Genomic DNA, 17,176 nt, shown 5'->3' with positions numbered 1-17,176 from the left:
TTGCCTCCGTCAGGTCGCCTGTCGGCGTCGCGCTGCGACTGCGCACCGTGATGGACGGGGCGACTGACACTTGCCCCCACACGCCCAATCAAGTTCACATGCCACCTGAAGTCGTGACGTGGGGACCGTGTTGACCGAAGCCTTGATCGTGAAGGGCCTGAACAAGACCTTCGCCAAACCCGCCGTCACCGATCTCGACCTCACCGTCCATGCGGGCGAGCTCTACGCCCTGCTGGGGCCCAATGGCGCGGGCAAGACCACCACCCTGCGGATGGTGGCCGGCCTGACCAAGCCCGACAGCGGCGAGATCCGCATCTATGGCGTCGACGCCCGCGCCGAGCCCGCCGCCGCCAAGGCCTTGGTGGCGTGGGCGCCCGACGAGGCGATGATCTATGACCGGCTGACCCCGCTGGAATATCTGGAATTCGTCGCCGGGCTCTGGAACGTCGATCCGAAACTGGCCAAGAGCCGCGCCGAGCAGCTTCTGGCCCAGCTGGGTCTGGCCGACGAGGCGCGCCGCCGGTGCGAGGGCTTTTCGCGCGGCATGAAACAGAAGGTCGCCCTGGCCGGGGCCCTGATCCACGACCCGAAGCTGTTGATCCTGGACGAGCCGCTGACCGGCCTGGACGCCGCCGCCGCGCGGCTGGTCAAGGACATGCTGCAGGCCCGGGTCGACGCCGGCGGCACGGTGATCCTGACCACCCATATTCTCGAGGTGGCCGAGCGCATGGCCGACCGCATCGGCATCATCGCCGGCGGCAAGCTGCTGGCCGAGGGGCGGATGGATGAGCTGCGGGCCCAGACCGGCGGCGCGTCGGGCGACTCCACGCTTGAGGACCTGTTCCTGCAACTGACCGCCGAGAGCCAGCCCGCGTGAGCCTGCTTCCGCCTGCCAGCGCCGCCTGGCTGCTCGCCCATGAAATGCGCCTGACCTGGCGTGGCTATCGCGCCGGTCGGGCCGGCAAGGGGCCCGGGGCGATGATCGGCCTGATCATCCTGTTCGCCTTCGCCAGTATCGGCGGGGTGTTCCTGGCCCTGGGCGTGCACGGCCATCAGGTCCCGATGGTCCCGCTGGCGGTGGTCATCGCCGACCTGGCCTGCGCGCTGGTTCTGACCCTGATGCTATCCCAGACCCTGAGCGCCTCGGCCGAGGCCCTGTACGAGCGCGGCGATCTGGACCTGCTGTTCTCCTCGCCGATCGCGCCGCGCAAGGTGCTGCTGGTCCGCGCCCTGGGCGTGGCCACCGGGGTGGCGACGATCTTCATGATCTTCGCCGCGCCGATCCTGCTGCCGTCGGTCATCTATGGCCATCCGGGCTGGCTGGGGGTGTTTGGGGTGCTGATCGCCCTGGCCCTGACCGCCACGGCCCTTGGCCTGGTTCTGGCCATGGCCCTGTTCGCCCTGATCGGTCCGCGGCGCACCCGCACCGTGGCCCAGGTGCTGGCGGCTCTGGTCGGCGCGGCCTTCTTCCTGGGCAGCCAGTACCGCACCCTGATGGGCGAGGGGGCGTCCAGGAACCTCTTTGTCAGCCTGACCCAGGCGGTGCAGAGCGGCGCCCTGGCGCCGCCGCCGGCCGCCAGCCTGCCGCTGCGCGCCATGCTGGGCGAGCCCCTGCCGCTGATCGGCATGCTGGCCCTGGGCGGCGGCCTGTTCTGGCTGGCCGCCACGGCGCTGGGACGGCGGTTTTCGGATGCGGCGGCGGCGACCCAAGGCGCCGACTCGACCCGCGCGCGTGGCCCGGTCAAGCCCGTCAGGGCCTTCGCGGCCGGGGCGTTCCGCGCCACGATCCGCAAGGAGCTTTTGCTGATCCGCCGCGACGCCACCCTGTTGTCCCAGGTGCTGCTACGGGTGCTGTACCTGTTGCCGCTGGCCCTGATGCTGGCGCGCTCGGCCAAGGGTGTCGACGCCGCCGCCCTGGCCGGCGGGGCGGGGTTTGTGGCCTTCATGGCCGGACAGGTGGCCGGCAGCCTGGCCTGGATCACCCTGTCGGCCGAGGACACCCCGGACCTGCTGGCGGTGTCGCCCACGCCGGTCTCCACCCTGCGCCGGGCCAAGCTGACGGCGGCCCTGATCCCTGTGGCCCTGTTGCTGGCCGTTCCGATCGCCGCCCTGGCCTGGTTCCAGCCGCTGACCGGGCTGATCACCGCCTGTGGCGCGGGCCTGTCGGCCTGGTCCTGCGGCCTGATCAATCTGTGGCATCAGAAGCCGGGCAAGCGCGCCGATTTCCGCCGCCGTCGCGGGGCGTCGTGGTTCGCGACCCTGGCCGAGATGTTCATCGGGGGGCTGATCGCCGGGGCGACCACCTTGATGGTGATGGGTCTGGTCGCCTGGGCGGCCTTGCCGCTGATCGTCGCCGGGGCGCTGATGATGGTCATGCGGCGCACGGACGCGCAGATCGCCAGGGCGCTGAGAACGGCGACCTAGAGCAAGGTGCGTGAAATAGGGCTCACACGCCTTGCTCCAGGTTTTTGTTTTCGCATCGTTTTTGCGGAAAACCGGCGTCCACTTTTCCGCACGATGCTTTAGGCGTCCAGCAGCGCGCGGATCTGGCAGACCACGCCTTTTGGCTCGAAGCGGATCACGGCCTCGCCGGACAGTTCCGCCGCCAGACCCCGCTCGATCAAGCGTGAGCCGAAGCCGCGCCGGCTGGGCGGCTCGACCGGCGGGCCCCCGGTTTCGGTCCAGGTCAGGTCCAGACGTTCGGCCCCGGCGGTGGGGGCCAGATCCCAGACGATGGTGATCCGGCCGTCGGCCACCGAAAGGGCCCCATATTTCACGGCGTTGGTGGCCAGTTCATGCAGGGCCATCGACAGCGACAGGGCCGTACGGGGCGACAGGCGCACGGCTGGACCGGACAGGCCGAACCGGGCGCCGCCGCCATGCAGCAGCGCCACGTTCGAGGCCAGCTCATGCAGCTCTGCGCTCTCCCAGTTTTCCCGGGTCAGCAGGTCGTGCGCTTCGGCGAGGGCGACGATGCGGTTGGAAAAGGCTTCCCGCGCCTCAAGCAGGCTGTGGGTGCCGTTGAAGCTCTGGGCCGCTATGGCCTGGATGGTCGCCAGCGAGTTCTTCACCCGGTGGTTCAGTTCGTTGACCAGCAGGCGAAGGTGGGTCTCGGCGCGCTTGCGTTCGGTGATGTTCAGGGTCGCCCCCAGCAGGCGCGTGGCCTTGCCCTCGGGAGAAAAGAAGGCCTCCCCCTTGGCGGCCACCCAGCGTTCCACGCCGTCGTCGCGGCCCACGGCGCGAAACTCGATGGCGTAGTCGTCGCGGATGTCTGGGTCCAGGGTGCGGGTCAGGGCGGCGCAGGTTCGTTCCAGGTCTTCCGGATGCAGCCGCGCATAGAAGTCATCCAGGGTGACCGCTCCGCCGGGCGGGACCCCGAACATGGCGCCGCAGCGTTCCGACCAGATCAGGGCGTCGGCCTCCACGTCGAATTCCCAGACCCCGACATCGGCGGCCTCGACCGCCAGGCGCAGGGTCTCCTGCTGGCGCTGGACGCGGGCCTCGGATTCCTTGCGCTCGGTGACATCGGAGATCACGCCGACGAAGCGGGTGCAGCGATCGGCCTCGAAATAGGCTCGACCGAAGCTCTCGATCCAACGATGCGCGCCGTCATTGGCGCGGCGAATGCGATATTCGAGATTGATCTTGCCGTCGCCGGACGGATTGAGCGCCGTTTCTACGGCGGCCCGCACCGCAATCAGATCCTCGGGATGGACCAGGCTTTCGAAGTTGTCCTGGCTTTGATCGACGTTCTCATCGAGGCCAAAGATCGCCTTGGCGCGCGCGTCCCAGAAGCGCGCCCCGGTGTCTGGATTATGGTCCCAGCGCCCCATGCGGGCGGCGTCGGCGGACAGGTCCAGATCGGCCTGGGCCGCCCGCAGCGCCGCCTCGACCGCCTTGCGTTCGGTGATGTCCACCACCACGCCGGTGTTACGCGCCGGCTTGCCGTCGGTGTCGAGATAGAAGCTGCCGCGGGTATGAACCCAGCGGATCGAGCCGTCGGACTGCACCAGACGATATTCTTGGGAGAAGTCGTCGCCCGTCGCCATGGCCGCCTTGGCGACATTGCTGATCCGGTCGCGATCATCGTCATGCACCGCCGGCAGGAAGCTCTCAACCGGCAGACCGCCGGCGCCAAACTCGGGGGAGAGCGAATGCAGGGTGGCGTAGAAGGGATCGGCATAGACCCTGTTGGCCTTGATATCCCACTCCCAGGTTCCGACGCCGCCGGCCGCCTCGATCGCCATCCGGTACCGCTTCTCGATCGCCCGCAGCGCCTTCTCGGTTTCGACGACCTCGGTCACCTCGACGGCCGTGATCAGCACGCCGCCGACGCCGGTCACGGTGGTGGTGTCGGGCACCGGGCTGTAGCTGAGGGTGAAGTGGCCGGTGCGGAGTTCGCCGTCGTCGCGCCGGATCTTCAGGGGCAGTTTCTCAAACGCATAGCCGCCGCTCTTTCCGCTCAGAATGTCGGCGTGCACGTCCCGCAGACTGGCCTGGAATTCGGGCGGGTGCTCGGCCAGCAGCATGCCCAGGGCGCGGGGGTGGCGATCCTGCAGAGCCGGCGCATAGGCGTCGTTATAGATCAGGCACAATTCTGGGCCCCAGCGCACGGCCATGGGGAAATTGGTGGCCAGGATCATGTCCACCACCAGACGCAGGCTGGGCGACCAGCTGTCCATGGCGCCGACCGGGGTCTTGGCCCAGTCGAAGGCGCGAACGCGACCGCCCATCTCGCCGCCAGCGATCCTGGTCGGCGTTGCTGTAGCGCCCGGCATTTTTTCCGGCATCGCGAAGGACCCCCCACCGATCGAGACCGGTACCGGCGACAGGGGACCTTATCGCCGCGCGGGTTTCAAGGCTTCAATGCCCCGCTGCGCCGCCGCGTCGCACCCAAATCGACGCTGCGCCAAAAAAAACGGCCACCTCTACTCGTGCGAGTAAAAATGGCCGTGATTTCAGTCACATAATTTCAGATTTGCGGCCCCCTAAAACCCAATTTGGGGAGGCGCGATGCTAGTCGATCGGCGTCCAGCGGGTCTCGACCGCCGTTACGCCGCCACCGCCGCCACCGCCGCGCTTGGGACCGCGGAAATCACCGCCGCCCGGCTTGGCCGAGGGGTTCGAACCGGCGCCGTTGCGACCGCCGCCGCCATTGCCGTTGCGGCCCTGACCTTGGCCTTGACCACCGCCCTTGCCGGCGTCACCGCCGCGGGCCGGACGGTTGCGCTGGCGGCGCAGTTCGGCCGGCACGTTGTTGCGCGGGTCGGCGCGGCGCGGATCGACGTACTTCTCCGGCGGCGCCAGCTTGTCGGCCACGGCGGCTGCGGCCGCCAGGCTCTTGTCGTTGCGGCGATCGAAGGTCGGGATCGTCTGGCGGGTGGCCTTCTGGATGTCGCGCAGCAGGGTGCGCTCGTCATCGGCGCAGAAGCTGATGGCGATGCCCTCCTTGCCCTTGCGGGCGGTCCGGCCGATGCGGTGGACGTAGGATTCCGGCACGTTGGGCAGCTCGAAATTGAACACGTGGCTGACGTCGTTGACGTCGATGCCGCGGGCGGCGATGTCGGTGGCGATCAGCGCCTTGACCTGACCGGCCTTGAAGGCCGCCAGGGCGCGCTCGCGCTGGCCCTGGGTCTTGTCGCCGTGGATGGCGGCCGCTTCGATGCCGCTGGCGACCAGATACTTGGCCACCCGGTCGGCGCCGCGCTTGGTGCGGGTGAAGACGATCGAGCGTTCCACGGCCTTGTCGGCCAGCAGTTCAGCCAGCAGGGGACGCTTGCGCTGGGCCTCGATGAAGATCAGCGATTGCTCGATGCGCTCGACAGTGGTGGCCTGCGGGGTGATCGACACCTGGGCCGGGTTCTTCAGCAACTCGCCGGCCAGCTTGCCGATCTCGTTGGGCATGGTGGCCGAGAAGAACAGGTTCTGGCGTTCCTTGGGCAGTTGGCTGGCGATCTTGCGGATCGGCACCACGAAGCCCAGGTCCAGCATCTGGTCGGCTTCGTCGAGCACGAAGATCTCGACGCCGTTCAGGTGGGCGGACTTTTCGCCCAGATGGTCCATCAGGCGGCCCGGGGTGGCCACGACCACGTCGACGCCGGCCGCCAGGGCCTTCATCTGCGGGCCGTACTTCACGCCGCCGAAGATGGTGGCGACGGTCAGGCCCATGTGCTTGCCATAATCACGGAAGCTGTCGGCGATTTGCGTCGCCAGTTCGCGGGTCGGGGAGAGGACCAGGCAGCGGAAGCCGCGGCGCGGGGCGGGCTTCTTGTCTTCGGCCAGGCGGTGCAGGATCGGCAGGGCGAAGGCGGCGGTCTTGCCGGTGCCGGTCTGGGCGATGCCCAGCAGGTCGCGGCCGGTCATCACCAGCGGAATGGCCTGGGCCTGGATCGGGGTGGGGGTGGTGTAGCCCTTGTCGGTCAGCGCCTTCAGGAGCGGCTTGGCCAGGCCAAGATCGGTAAATTGAGTCACGATGGGGGTGTCTTTCAGACAGAGCCCATGACGGCGCGCGCGGTCCTCGCGCGGCTCGTCCATGGGACGGGTCGGTTGGGGAGCGCCCCGCGTGGCCCGGGCGGTCTTATGGACGTTTCATGGCGCTCGACAGGCTGGTCCGAAAAACGGACCTTCACGCGACTGGAGCGCCGATAGCGCCTTATGGCGCATGGCCTACATCGTTTATTGCAGGTGCGAAGTCAAGGGGCGGGGTTGGACCTGTCGGCCACTGGCCCCCTCCGCGCTGACGCGCTCCTCCCCCGGAGGGGGAAGATGAGGTCGGCGCGTTTCGTCTTCCCCCTCCGGGGGAGGAGGATGCGCAGCATCCGGAGGGGGCGAGTGTTCACCCCCTTGTCAGTCTGGCCGCCCCACGCCAAACCCGCTGCCATGACCAAGCCCATCGTCCTTGTCGCCGCCGCCGCCCTGATCGATGTCGATGGCCGGGTGCTGATCTGTCAGCGGCCGCAGGGCAAGTCGCTGGCCGGGCTGTGGGAGTTTCCCGGCGGCAAGGTCGAGCCCGGCGAGACGCCCGAACAGTGCCTGATCCGCGAGCTGGACGAGGAGCTGGGCATCAAGGTGGCCCAGGCCTGCCTGGCGCCGTTCGTGTTCGCCTCGCACACCTACGAGACCTTTCACCTGCTGATGCCGCTGTATCTGCTGCGTCGCTGGGAGGGGCTGGTGACGCGCAAGGAGCATGAGGCCATGGCCTGGGTGAAACCCGACAAGCTGGCGGACTATCCGATGCCGCCGGCCGACGTGCCGCTGGTGGCCTGGCTGCGCGATCTGCTGTGAGGGCCTTTTGGGGGGATCTCGACCCGCTTGGGCAAGGCGGGCGCTGCGATGACAAATCTGCGCTTCGTGCTATATTGACGTTCGAGGTCCAGATGACACGTCCCAAGACCGTTTCCCCGTCTTTGCCGCCGACTGAGGCTGGGTCCTCTTCCGCCGAAACGCGCCACCGGCTGTCCGATGCTGAACGTATGGCGAGAGGCCGGGCCCAGATCGCCGCTGGCGACTCTATCGAGGGTGACCGGGTCGACGCTTTCCTCGACAGCCTGCACACCCCCGGCGCGAAGGCCTGACGCTCGTCTTGGCCTATCGTCTCCGGCTTTCCGCTGACGCTCAGGCCGACTTACGTGAAATTGCCTTGTGGCTGTCGCAGCCCGGCGCGGGCGCCGAAGCGCGCAGGAAGCTCGACGCCGTGAGAGATGGTCTCAAAAGCCTTCGGCGGGATCCGTTGCGCTATCCGGTATTTCCGCCGACCGGCGGCCGAAAGTGCAGCACGCGCGGTGGCTATGAGATCCACTTTGACGTTTCCGGCGACCCACCCGGCTCCACGACGTCTGGCGTCGTGGATGTGATCTTCGTGAAGGCCCCCTATCAGGACTATTCCACGTTTCTGGGGTGATCCCTCGCCGACTGTTCGGTGGTTCCCAGCGCATCGGCCAGCCGCATCTTGGCCGAGCCGGGGCGCAGGGGCTTTTGCTGGCTCTCATGCGGAGCCCATCCCGTCACCGCCACGATCTCGAAGGTCGCCGGCACCTTGCCGTCGGCTTCGGCGAAGCGTTCGACATACAGCGCCATGGCCCGGGCCAGCACGCGGCGCGACAGCGGCTTGCGCGAGCGGTCCAGCAGCACGCTGGTCTCGCCCATGCGGCGCAGGTCCCGCAACAGCTCGATGGGATGGCCATAGCGCACCTTGACCCGGTCGACGTCGGCCACCGGCAGGGCGAAGCCGGCCCGCTGCAGCAGGCCCGCCGCGTCGATGGCGTCGGCGAAGGGCGAGACGCGCAGGGCCACGCCGCCGCTGATCTCGTCCTCGGCCTGCAGCAGCACCTGACGCAGCTCGGTCAGGGTGGCGCCGCCGAACAGGGCGCCGATGAACAGGCCGTCGGGGCGCAGGGCGCGGCGGATCTGGATCAGGGCCCCGACCAGGTCATTGGTCCAGTGCAGGGCCAGGGTCGAGACCGCCAGATCCAGGCTGTCATCGCCGAACGGTAGGCGCTCCTCGTCGGCCACGGCGCGCAGGCCGCCGCGTCCCGCCAGCATGCGGGCCGACAGGTCGGTCTCGAACAGGACGTCGATCTTTTCGGCCGCGTCGCTGGCCGCCAGGGCCCGCGAGAAAGCGCCGTTTCTCGATCCCAGATCGACGGCGACCGGAAAGCGTCGCAGGATCGTTTCCAGCCGCATGACGACATCCTCGGCCGCTCGGCGCTTGAGGAAGTCGGCGCTGACATAGTCGGGCGCGGCGCGGTCGAGGCGGGCCTTGTGAAGGGCGCGGTCGAAAAGGAGAGGCGAGGCGGTCATGAGCGCGGAACATGGCGACTTGCAGCGGTTATGGAAAGGCGGTCCGCGTTTTATCGCCCTGGGCCGCGGCCTGCTGGATGTGGTCCTGCCGCCGCGCACTCTGGAGGGCGACCCGGCCCTGAGCGGCGGACTGTCGGCCCAGGCCTGGAGCCGAGTGACCTTTCTGGATGATCCGGTCTGCGACGGCTGCGGCCTGGCCCAGCCGTTCGACAGCGGCGAGGTCCAGCACTGTCCGCCGTGCCAGGCGCGGCCCCGGGCGTTTTCGCGGGCCCGGGCCGCCTGCGTCTATGATGAACATTCGCGTGACCTGATCCTCAAGCTCAAGCACGCCGACCGCACCGATCTGTCAGGCCTGTTCGCCCGCTGGCTGTCGCGCGCCGCCGCCCCGCTTCTGGACGAGGCCGACGCCATCGCCCCGGTGCCGATGCATCCGGGCCGCCTGCTGCGCCGGCGCTATAACCAGGCCGCCGAGATCGCCCGCCCCCTGGCGAGACTGAGCGGCGCGACCTATCTGCCCGACGCCCTGGTGCGGCGGCGCGACACCGACAGCCAGGGTGGCAAGTCGGCCTCGGGGCGGCGACGCAATGTGGCCGCCGCCTTTGTCGTGCCTGAGTCGCATCGCCACCGGGTGATCGGTCGCAGGATCGTGCTGGTCGATGATGTTCTGACCACCGGGGCCACAGCCGAGGGCTGCGCGCGGGCGTTAAAAGCGGCCGGAGCGGCGGAAGTGACCCTTGCGGTCGTCGCGCGCGTTACAGAAATCCAGGCCCGTCCTATATGAGGGTCGAGAAGGAGAGATTTGAGATCCCATGGCCAAGGTCACCATCTATACCCGCCCGTTCTGCGGCTACTGCGCCCGCGCCCTGAAGCTGCTGGGCGACAAGGGCGCCGATTTCACGGAAATCGAAGCCGGCATGGACCCGGCCCTGCGCAAGGAAATGATGGACCGCTCCGGCGGCACGACCTTCCCGCAGATCTTCGTCGGCGAGAAGCATATCGGCGGCTGCGACGACATGATGGCCCTGGAGCGGGCCGGCAAGCTGGACGCCCTGCTCAGCGCATGACCCTGCGTGTCGGCCTGATCCAGACGCGGACCCCGGCCGACCATGCGGCGGCCCTGGCCCATGTGGCGCCGCTGGTGCGGGAGGCCGCTGGCCAGGGCGCGCAGCTGATCGTGACGCCCGAGGGGACCAATGTCCTGCAGAAGGACCGCGCCCGGCTGCTGCCGGCCCTCCAGAGCCTGGAGGACGACCGCGTCGTGCGCGGCCTGCGCGACCTGGCCGCCGAGCTGGGCGTCTGGATCGACATCGGCTCGGCCCTGGTGAGGCGCGAGGACGGTAAAGCCGCCAACCGTCAGGCGGTGATCGACCCGACCGGTTCGATCGTGGCCACCTATGACAAGCTGCACATGTTCGATGTCGACCTCCCCACGGGAGAGACCGCGCGGGAGTCGGCCACCTATGAGCCCGGCGACCGGGCGGTGGTGGTCGAGACGCCGCTGGGCGTGCTGGGCCTGAGCATCTGCTACGACATGCGCTTTCCCGCCCTCTATCGCGCCTTGGCCCTGAAGGGCGCGACCATCCTGACGGTCCCGGCCGCCTTCACCCGTCCGACCGGCGCGGCCCATTGGGAGATCCTGCTGCGGGCCCGGGCCATCGAGACCGGGTCGTTCGTGCTGGCCCCCGCCCAGGGCGGTCTGCACGAGGACGGCCGCGGCACCTGGGGCCACTCGATCATCGTCGGGCCGTGGGGCGAGGTGATCGGTCAGCTTGACCATGATCAGCCCGGCGTGCTTGTGGCCGATCTCGACCTGGACGCCGCGCCCAAGGCGCGCGCGGCCATCCCCGCCCTCAAGAACGCCCGCGCCTTTACCGGGCCGTGACCCACCCCATTTTCAGATCATGATCAAGTACGCGCTTCACTGCGACCAGGACCACGCCTTTGAAGGCTGGTTCGGCTCGTCGTCGGACTATGACGACCAGAGCGCGCGCGGCCTCGTCGAATGCCCGGTCTGCAACTCGCACGCGGTGTCCAAGCAGATCATGTCGCCCGCCGTGGCCGGAACCAAGGCCCAGGCCGCCGCCCCGTCCGTCGATCCCAAGATGCGCGAGATGATGATGACGGCGATGGGCGAGGTGCGCCGCCACGTCGAGGATAATTTCGACAATGTCGGCGACGCCTTCGCCAAGGAGGCCCGCGCCATCCACGAGGGCAAGTCTGAAGAGCGTGGCATCTACGGCCAGGCCACCCCCGCCGAGGCCAAGGCCCTGATCGAGGACGGCGTCAAGGTCGCGCCCCTGCCGCCGCCTGCGCCCAAGAAGACCGAGATCAACTGAGTCCCGGCGATGACGCCGCGTCCGACGCCGCGTTGAACACCGCCAGCTGATCGGCGAAAGCGCGCTTGAACGCCGGCCGCCCTTCGCCCCTGGCGACATAGGCCATCAGGTTGGGACAGTCCTCCAGCAGGCCTGACCCGTTCAGCCGGCGCAGCACGCTGATCATCAGCAGGTCCCCGGCGCTGAAGCCGCCGTCCAGCCAGTCGGCGTCGCCCAGGCGGGCGGACAGGGCGTTTAGCCGGTCGCGGACGCGCTGCTCCAGCAGGGGCAGGCGCTCGGCGTGCCAGGGCCTGTCGCGATCCAGCATCAGGGCCATGCTGCGCTCGACGATCGGCGGCTCCAGCGTGCTGTGCGCGGCGAACATCCAGGTGATGGCGCGGGCCCGGGCGCCCGGCGCGTCGGGCAGCAGACCCGCATGGCTCTGGGCGATGTGCAGCACGATGGCGCCGGACTCGAACAGGGCCAGATCGCCGTCCTCGTAGGAGGGGATCTGCCCGAACGGCTGCAGCGCGCGATGGGCGGCGGTTTTCAGCTCATCGAAGGTGACGAGACGAACGTCATAGGGCCGGCCCACTTCCTCCAGCGCCCAGCGCACCGGCATGTCGCGCGCCAGACCCCGCCCGCGATCGGGCGAACTCTTGAAAGCGGTGAGGGTGGGGCTCATGGAGCGGTTCCTGGCTGTGGGCCGTCCCAAGGACGCACGCCCAGGCCGATGTCCGACAGACGCCAGAATTTCGGCGTGAGGGGGCGTCGTCAAGACCCGCCGCTCGTCCCGAAACGCAAAACGCCCCGGGTTTCACCGGGGCGTTCTGTCTGGCGCTAGGTCAGTGGCCTAGCGGTAGCGGTACTCATAGTGGCACTTGCGGTTCTTCTTCTCGTTGCTCTTGGCGATCTGGTTGCCGGCCACCGCGCCGACGACGCCACCGAGGATCGCGCCTTCGGTCTTGGCGCCGTTACCGGCCACGGCCGCGCCGAGCGCGCCGCCCGTAAGGCCGCCGATGACGGTGCCCTTCTTGCCCTTGACCTTGTCGCAGACGGTGACGCGATAGCGTTCGCCCTTGTGCTTTTGCTGGGCCTCAGCGGCGGTGACGGCCACGGATGAGATGGAGAAGCTGAGGGTAATGGCGGCGATAATAGCTTTAGTGTGGGCGCGCATGGCGTCCTCCGATTTGAATCTCTAATTGCCCCGGTCGAGCAAACGCGCGGATCGCGGTTTGGTTCGCTCAAGGTCAGGATCCCGACAGTAGAGCTTGGCGCGAGGCTTTTTGAAGGCCTCACGCCCGCCAGGTTTTAGCCTTCGACTCGGAACCGGCCGTCGACGTCAGGGCACACGCGGACATAGCGGGTCTCGGTGCGGCCATTGTACTCGGTCGGGGCCGGGGCCAGGCGGCAGCGGGCGTCGCCGCGGCTGGTATAGGTTCCGCCGTTATAGACGTTCTCGCGATACGGAACCGTCTCGTCATAGGTCCAGTAGGTTCCGCGGGTGTCGCACCTGGCGTTGGCCTGGCTGTTGTTCGAGGCGTTGCCGATGGCGGCGCCGATGCCGGCCCCGACCAGGGCGCCCAGAACCGTGCCTTCCGGCTTGGCGTTGCGGGCGGCGGCGTTGGAGCCGACGACGCCGCCGGCCAGGGCGCCGATCACACCGCCGATGACGGCGTTCTTCTTGGGATCCTGACGGCAAGGCTCGGTGTACGAGGTGTTGGCGCTGTAATTGCCGGCATAGGGCGCGCTGTAGCGGGGCGCATATTGCGGATAGCGGCGATCATACGCGCCTGAGCCATAGCGACGGTCATAGTCGATCCGGGCGCGCTCATAGGCGGCGCGGTCGCGGTCATACTGTTCGCGCTGGGCGTCGTAGGAACCGGTATTGGCATAGCCGCGACCGGAAATGTCGAAGCGGGCCGCCAGGGTCGGGTTGCGGCGATCATAGGACCCGACGCCGTAGCGGCGGTCATAGTTGCGGCGGTCCCGCTCATAGGTCGCACGGTCGCGCTCGAAGGCGGCCTGCTCGGCGCGATAGGCGGCGCTGTCGCGATAGGTCGGCGTGGAATAGCGGGTGGCGTATTGCGGATAGCGGCGGTCATAGGCTCCCGCGCCATAGCGACGGTCATAGTCGCGACGGGCCTGGTCGTACTTGGCGCGGTCTTTTTCATAGGCGCGCTGCTTGGCGTCGTAGTCGGCCATCTGGTTGTCGTAGGTCACGCGCTGGTCGCGGTAGTTGTCCAGGCGATCCTGATAGTTGGCCTGGGCGCTGGCGGACTGTCCGGTGCCTTGGGCCAGGGCCGGCGCGACAGCCGAGCCGCAGGCGATGGTGGTCGCCAGCAGCATGGCGATATGCTTGTTGAGGGTCATGGATGTCTCCGTTCGATGGGTCGAACCGACGTCCTCGCCCCGCGGGCCGCCAATCCTTCACGTGTTCCTGTGCCGAGGAAAGCCTCGGCGAGGGTGAAGGTTCCGCTTGGCGCTCAGCCCTTCAGTCGCTCAGCCACTGGATCTGGAATGTCTGGCCGTTCCAGAGAACCGCCGCCTCCGAGGCTTCGGCAGAGCCGAACAGCAGATCGCCCTGCCGCAGATCGACCTTCGGACGGGGGCAGGGCTGTCCTTGCGGACCCAGGCCCTTGCCGCAGGCCGTCGCCACGCCGTTCTGGGCGGGGGCCAGCTTGAAATAGTCCGGCGGCGAAAGATGAAGGGGCAGGCGGACGGGCTGGCCCGGCGCCGCGCCCCGGGTGATTTCCAGATGATAGACGTCACGCCCGGTCCGGCTGATCTGGGCCGTGTCCGCCAGGCCATCATGATCGAAGTCGCCATGGATCGGGCCGGGCAGGCTGGAGGCCAGAAGGACCAGCAAAGGCAGGAACATCGGCCACTCCAGGGTTTGCGCAACCCAAGATTACATCAGTCCCGGGTGACGGTCATCATGTAGTTGATGTCGCAATCGCTGGAGCGGCTCCAGCGGCCGCTCAGCGGATTGTAGGTGACGCCGAACGGGCCCTGCATCTGCACCGGCTCGCCGGCCAGGAAGGCGCGCAGCTCTTCGGGTTTGAGGAACTGCTTCCAGTCGTGGGTGCCGGCGGGCACCCAGCGCAGCACATATTCCGCGCCGATCTTGGCCAGGGCCAGGGCTTTCAGGGTGCGGTTGAGGGTGGCGACGATCATCAGCCCGCCGGGCTTGAGCAACTGCGAGCAGGTGCGCAGGAAGGCGCCCGGATCGGCGACATGCTCGATCACCTCCATGGTCAACACCACGTCGAACGGACCCGCGCCTTCGGCCAGCAGCTGTTCGGCGGTGGCGGGCCGATAGCCGATCTCCAGCCCCTGTTCGGCGGCGTGGGTGGCGGCGGTCTTGATGTTCTTTTCCGAGGCGTCGATGGCGGTGACGCCAAAGCCCAGCCGCGCCATCGGTTCGCTGAGCAGGCCGCCGCCGCAGCCGATGTCGAGCAGGGTCAGGCCCTCGAACGGTGCGCGCGCATTGCTGTCGCGCCCGAAGCGGTCCAGCGCCTGCTCGCGAATGAAGGCCAGCCGGCAGGGATTGAACACGTGCAGCGGCGCGAACTTGCCCTTGGGGTCCCACCACTCGGCGGCGATGGCCGAGAACCGCGCGACGTCGGCGGGGTCGATGCTCCAGGAGGGGGCGGCGGTGTCGGTCTGGGTCATGGTCAGCGTATCAGCACCACTTCGACCGGAAGGTCCAGATCGCTCCAGGCCCGATCGGCGGTCATCACCGGCAATTTCTCGCGCATCGCCAGGGCCAGACAGGCGCGATCGCCCAGCGAGAGACCCTTGTGGCGGGTGTCGGCGCGGAGGCGGCCGGCCTGGATGGCGAGCTCGCGGTCGAAGTCGATGATGCGGCCACACAACCCCGATACGGTGTCGTCGATATCAGACAGCGAGACCCCCTCATCAATCATCTTGGTGACGACCTCTGTCAGGTTCACTGAACAGGTGAGGGCCTGGAAAAAATGACTGACCACGACCTCACGGCCGAGCTCTTCGAGAAATACAGACAGGATCGCCGAAGAATCCAGGACGACCCTAGTCATCACGGCGATTCCGCACGCGCCCTTCGTCGTATTCGCGATCGTCTTTGGCGGCCTCGCGGCGACGGTCGGCAATGAGCTCATCCACGACCGAGACGCCCGGTCGCCCATAGGGACGTAGCCGCGCCTGGATTCGGCGCACGGATTCCTGAACGCTGACGATCTTGAAGAATTCGCCTTCCAGCTCGGCGACGATCACCCCGTCCGGCCCCGCGCCGAGCGCTTCGAGGACTTCAGGCGGCAAGGTGACCGACCCGTTCCTGACCTCAAGACGATAGGTCTTGGGCCGGTCATGAACGAACGCACCGGCGTCGCCTTCGGCCAGGCCTTGCCGCGCGGGCTGGGCCGCAGCCTTCGCCGCCTTCGGCTCCTCCAGCACGTTGCGCACATGCTGGTAGCGCTTGCCCAGCATCCGGGCGATCTCGGCGCGGGGGTAGCCGGCGGCGGCCAGGGCGCGGATCTTTCCGGCCACGGTCTTCTGGCCGGCGAGCAGCCTCTCGAGTTCAGGCGTTATCGGGACCGTCACGGCGACCCTCCGGCGTGAATTTCGACAGATAGATAGTCAGTCAGGTTGCGCCGGGGAGTCAATTGCCGCCCTGCCGTGACGAAAAAGACGCATTGGCGACATTGCCGTTGCGCGTCCTCGCCGCTAGAAGGCCGGGGCTTGCGCGGCCGACGAGGTTGTGGCCGCCGCGACGCAAGAATTGACCTTAGGTTTCGAGGGGTAGGGCGTGTCTCGTCTGGTGATGAAGTTCGGCGGCACTTCGGTGGCCGACCTGGAGCGCATCCGGCGGGTGGCCCGTCTGGTCGCCGCCGAGGTCGCGACCGGCAAGAAGGTGGCGGTGGTGGTCTCGGCCATGTCGGGCAAGACCAATGAACTGGTCGCCTGGACCGACGGCGCCGGCCGCGCCGCGCCGGGCCTGCCCGAGTCGGACGACGAATACGACGCCATCGTCGCGTCGGGCGAACAGGTCACCGCCGGCCTGCTGGCCATGACCCTGCGCAATATGGGCCTGGACGCCCGCTCGTTCCTGGGCTGGCAGGTGCCGATCCTGACCGACACCGCTCACGGCCGCGCCCGTATCGAGGATATCCCGCCGGCCAATCTGGAGGCCTGTTTCGCGGCCGACCAGATCGCCGTGATCGCCGGCTTCCAGGGCGTGACGTCCGATGGCCGCATCACCACGCTGGGCCGGGGTGGTTCGGACACCAGCGCCGTGGCCATCGCCGCCGCCGTCAAGGGCGCCTGCGACATCTATACCGACGTGGACGGGGTCTATACGACCGACCCGCGGATCGAGCGCAAGGCCACGCGCCTGGCCAAGATCTCCTACGAAGAAATGCTGGAAATGGCCTCGCTGGGGGCCAAGGTTTTGCAGACCCGCTCGGTCGAGATGGCCATGGCCCATCGCGTCCCGCTGCGGGTGCTGTCGAGTTTCGTCGAACCCGGGGAAGCCCCCGGCCAAGGTACGATCGTCTGCGACGAGGAAGAAATCATGGAAAAGCGCATCGTCTCGGGCGTCGCCTATAGCCGCGACGAAGCCAAGATCACCCTGCTGGGCCTGCCCGATCACCCGGGCGTCTCCTCGCAGATCTTCGGCCGTCTGGCCGACGCCAACGTTAATGTCGACATGATCGTCCAGTCGCGGGCCCGCACCAATGCGACCGCCAACATGGAGTTCACGGTCGGCAAGCGCGACGCCGCCCGCGCCGTCGAGATCGTCGAGGCCGCCCGCCAGGAGATCGGCTTCGAGGCCGTGGCCATCGACGAGGACGTCTCGAAGGTGTCGGTGATCGGGGTGGGCATGCGCAGCCACGCCGGCGTCGCCCAGTCGATGTTCGCGGCTCTGGCCGAGAAGAACATCAATATCCAGGTCATCTCGACCTCGGAGATCAAGATCAGCGTGCTGATCGACTCCGCCTATACCGAACTGGCCGTCCGCGCCCTGCACGCGGTGTACGGGCTGGATCAGCTCTGATTTGCTGAGCCGCGGTGCGTCCTTC

At 68.0% G+C, this 17,176-nt stretch carries 19 protein-coding genes; 9 read left to right on the top strand and 10 right to left on the bottom strand.

Features of this window, described 5'->3' with window-relative positions:
• Nucleotides 1-118 precede the first annotated feature (118 nt).
• Both ACW18B_RS19825 and ACW18B_RS19820 read left to right on the top strand, forming a co-directional pair.
• Nucleotides 119-877, top strand: a complete 759-nt coding sequence (locus tag ACW18B_RS19825) for an ABC transporter ATP-binding protein (RefSeq protein WP_492048717.1) — start codon at nucleotides 119-121, stop codon at nucleotides 875-877.
• The gene (locus tag ACW18B_RS19820; protein WP_492048716.1) at nucleotides 874-2,424 is read left to right on the top strand and encodes a hypothetical protein; all 1,551 of its coding nucleotides are present in this window, start codon (nucleotides 874-876) and stop codon (nucleotides 2,422-2,424) included. Before ACW18B_RS19825 ends, ACW18B_RS19820 begins: the two co-directional genes overlap by 4 nt.
• 98 nt (nucleotides 2,425-2,522) lie before the next feature.
• On the opposite strand, the gene ACW18B_RS19815 is transcribed toward ACW18B_RS19820, so the two are convergent.
• Together ACW18B_RS19815 and ACW18B_RS19810 are read right to left on the bottom strand one after the other, a co-directional pair.
• Nucleotides 2,523-4,790, bottom strand: a complete 2,268-nt coding sequence (locus ACW18B_RS19815; RefSeq protein WP_492048715.1) for a PAS domain-containing protein — start codon at nucleotides 4,788-4,790, stop codon at nucleotides 2,523-2,525.
• Between the two features lie 226 nt (nucleotides 4,791-5,016).
• Nucleotides 5,017-6,471, bottom strand: coding sequence for a DEAD/DEAH box helicase (locus ACW18B_RS19810; RefSeq protein WP_492048714.1), 1,455 nt, complete (start codon nucleotides 6,469-6,471; stop codon nucleotides 5,017-5,019).
• 408 nt (nucleotides 6,472-6,879) lie between these two features.
• Here ACW18B_RS19810 and mutT point away from each other — a divergent pair, with 408 nt between their 5' ends.
• Both mutT and ACW18B_RS19800 read left to right on the top strand, forming a co-directional pair.
• Nucleotides 6,880-7,284 (top strand): 8-oxo-dGTP diphosphatase MutT, encoded by a 405-nt coding sequence (mutT, locus tag ACW18B_RS19805; RefSeq protein WP_492048713.1) that lies wholly within the window; start codon nucleotides 6,880-6,882, stop codon nucleotides 7,282-7,284.
• Between the two features lie 298 nt (nucleotides 7,285-7,582).
• A complete protein-coding gene (locus ACW18B_RS19800; RefSeq protein ID WP_492048712.1) occupies nucleotides 7,583-7,900 on the top strand; it encodes a type II toxin-antitoxin system RelE/ParE family toxin in 318 nt (105 codons plus the stop codon).
• On the opposite strand, the gene ACW18B_RS19795 is transcribed toward ACW18B_RS19800, so the two are convergent.
• The gene (locus tag ACW18B_RS19795) at nucleotides 7,879-8,799 is read right to left on the bottom strand and encodes a methyltransferase domain-containing protein (RefSeq protein ID WP_492048711.1); all 921 of its coding nucleotides are present in this window, start codon (nucleotides 8,797-8,799) and stop codon (nucleotides 7,879-7,881) included. The two genes, ACW18B_RS19800 and ACW18B_RS19795, sit on opposite strands and share 22 nt — an antisense overlap.
• Between ACW18B_RS19795 and ACW18B_RS19790 the strand changes: the two genes are divergently transcribed.
• The 4 genes from ACW18B_RS19790 to ACW18B_RS19775 are packed head-to-tail and all read left to right on the top strand — an operon-like array spanning nucleotide 8,798 to nucleotide 11,135.
• Nucleotides 8,798-9,580, top strand: a complete 783-nt coding sequence (locus ACW18B_RS19790) for a ComFC family protein (RefSeq protein ID WP_492048710.1) — start codon at nucleotides 8,798-8,800, stop codon at nucleotides 9,578-9,580. The genes ACW18B_RS19795 and ACW18B_RS19790 overlap by 2 nt on opposite strands.
• Before the next feature lie 28 nt (nucleotides 9,581-9,608).
• On the top strand, nucleotides 9,609-9,863 hold the full coding sequence (grxC, locus tag ACW18B_RS19785; protein WP_492048709.1) for a glutaredoxin 3: 255 nt from the start codon (nucleotides 9,609-9,611) through the stop codon (nucleotides 9,861-9,863).
• Nucleotides 9,860-10,681, top strand: a complete 822-nt coding sequence (locus ACW18B_RS19780) for a carbon-nitrogen hydrolase family protein (protein WP_492048708.1) — start codon at nucleotides 9,860-9,862, stop codon at nucleotides 10,679-10,681. Before grxC ends, ACW18B_RS19780 begins: the two co-directional genes overlap by 4 nt.
• 19 nt (nucleotides 10,682-10,700) lie before the next feature.
• Complete coding sequence (locus ACW18B_RS19775) at nucleotides 10,701-11,135, top strand: DUF1178 family protein (RefSeq protein WP_492048707.1); 435 nt, start codon at nucleotides 10,701-10,703, stop codon at nucleotides 11,133-11,135.
• Here ACW18B_RS19775 and ACW18B_RS19770 read toward each other — a convergent pair.
• The 7 genes from ACW18B_RS19770 to ACW18B_RS19740 form a co-directional block, all read right to left on the bottom strand.
• Nucleotides 11,128-11,799, bottom strand: a complete 672-nt coding sequence (locus tag ACW18B_RS19770; RefSeq protein WP_492048706.1) for a glutathione S-transferase family protein — start codon at nucleotides 11,797-11,799, stop codon at nucleotides 11,128-11,130. The genes ACW18B_RS19775 and ACW18B_RS19770 overlap by 8 nt on opposite strands.
• A gap of 168 nt (nucleotides 11,800-11,967) precedes the next feature.
• The gene (locus ACW18B_RS19765; protein ID WP_492048705.1) at nucleotides 11,968-12,291 is read right to left on the bottom strand and encodes a glycine zipper 2TM domain-containing protein; all 324 of its coding nucleotides are present in this window, start codon (nucleotides 12,289-12,291) and stop codon (nucleotides 11,968-11,970) included.
• Nucleotides 12,292-12,425: 134 nt separating this feature from the next.
• Nucleotides 12,426-13,487 (bottom strand): YMGG-like glycine zipper-containing protein, encoded by a 1,062-nt coding sequence (locus ACW18B_RS19760; RefSeq protein WP_492048704.1) that lies wholly within the window; start codon nucleotides 13,485-13,487, stop codon nucleotides 12,426-12,428.
• A 121-nt stretch (nucleotides 13,488-13,608) separates the two neighbouring features.
• On the bottom strand, nucleotides 13,609-13,995 hold the full coding sequence (locus ACW18B_RS19755) for a hypothetical protein (RefSeq protein ID WP_492048703.1): 387 nt from the start codon (nucleotides 13,993-13,995) through the stop codon (nucleotides 13,609-13,611).
• A gap of 35 nt (nucleotides 13,996-14,030) precedes the next feature.
• A complete protein-coding gene (ubiG, locus tag ACW18B_RS19750) occupies nucleotides 14,031-14,789 on the bottom strand; it encodes a bifunctional 2-polyprenyl-6-hydroxyphenol methylase/3-demethylubiquinol 3-O-methyltransferase UbiG (RefSeq protein WP_492048702.1) in 759 nt (252 codons plus the stop codon).
• Between the two features lie 2 nt (nucleotides 14,790-14,791).
• Nucleotides 14,792-15,175 carry a type II toxin-antitoxin system VapC family toxin gene (locus ACW18B_RS19745; RefSeq protein WP_492048701.1) on the bottom strand — a complete coding sequence of 128 codons (384 nt, stop codon included), beginning with the start codon at nucleotides 15,173-15,175 and terminating at the stop codon, nucleotides 14,792-14,794.
• Complete coding sequence (locus ACW18B_RS19740) at nucleotides 15,168-15,698, bottom strand: AbrB/MazE/SpoVT family DNA-binding domain-containing protein (protein ID WP_492048700.1); 531 nt, start codon at nucleotides 15,696-15,698, stop codon at nucleotides 15,168-15,170. The genes ACW18B_RS19745 and ACW18B_RS19740 overlap by 8 nt, the downstream gene beginning before the upstream one ends.
• A 205-nt stretch (nucleotides 15,699-15,903) precedes the next feature.
• Between ACW18B_RS19740 and ACW18B_RS19735 the strand changes: the two genes are divergently transcribed.
• Entirely contained in the window at nucleotides 15,904-17,151 is a 1,248-nt protein-coding gene (locus ACW18B_RS19735; RefSeq protein WP_492048699.1) for an aspartate kinase, read from the top strand.
• The last annotated feature ends 25 nt before the right edge of the window (nucleotides 17,152-17,176 follow it).

Source organism: Caulobacter sp. FV2ps19 (assembly GCF_058681035.1).
Note: the sequence above shows the minus strand (reverse complement) of the source record. Positions and strands in the feature narration are given on the sequence as shown.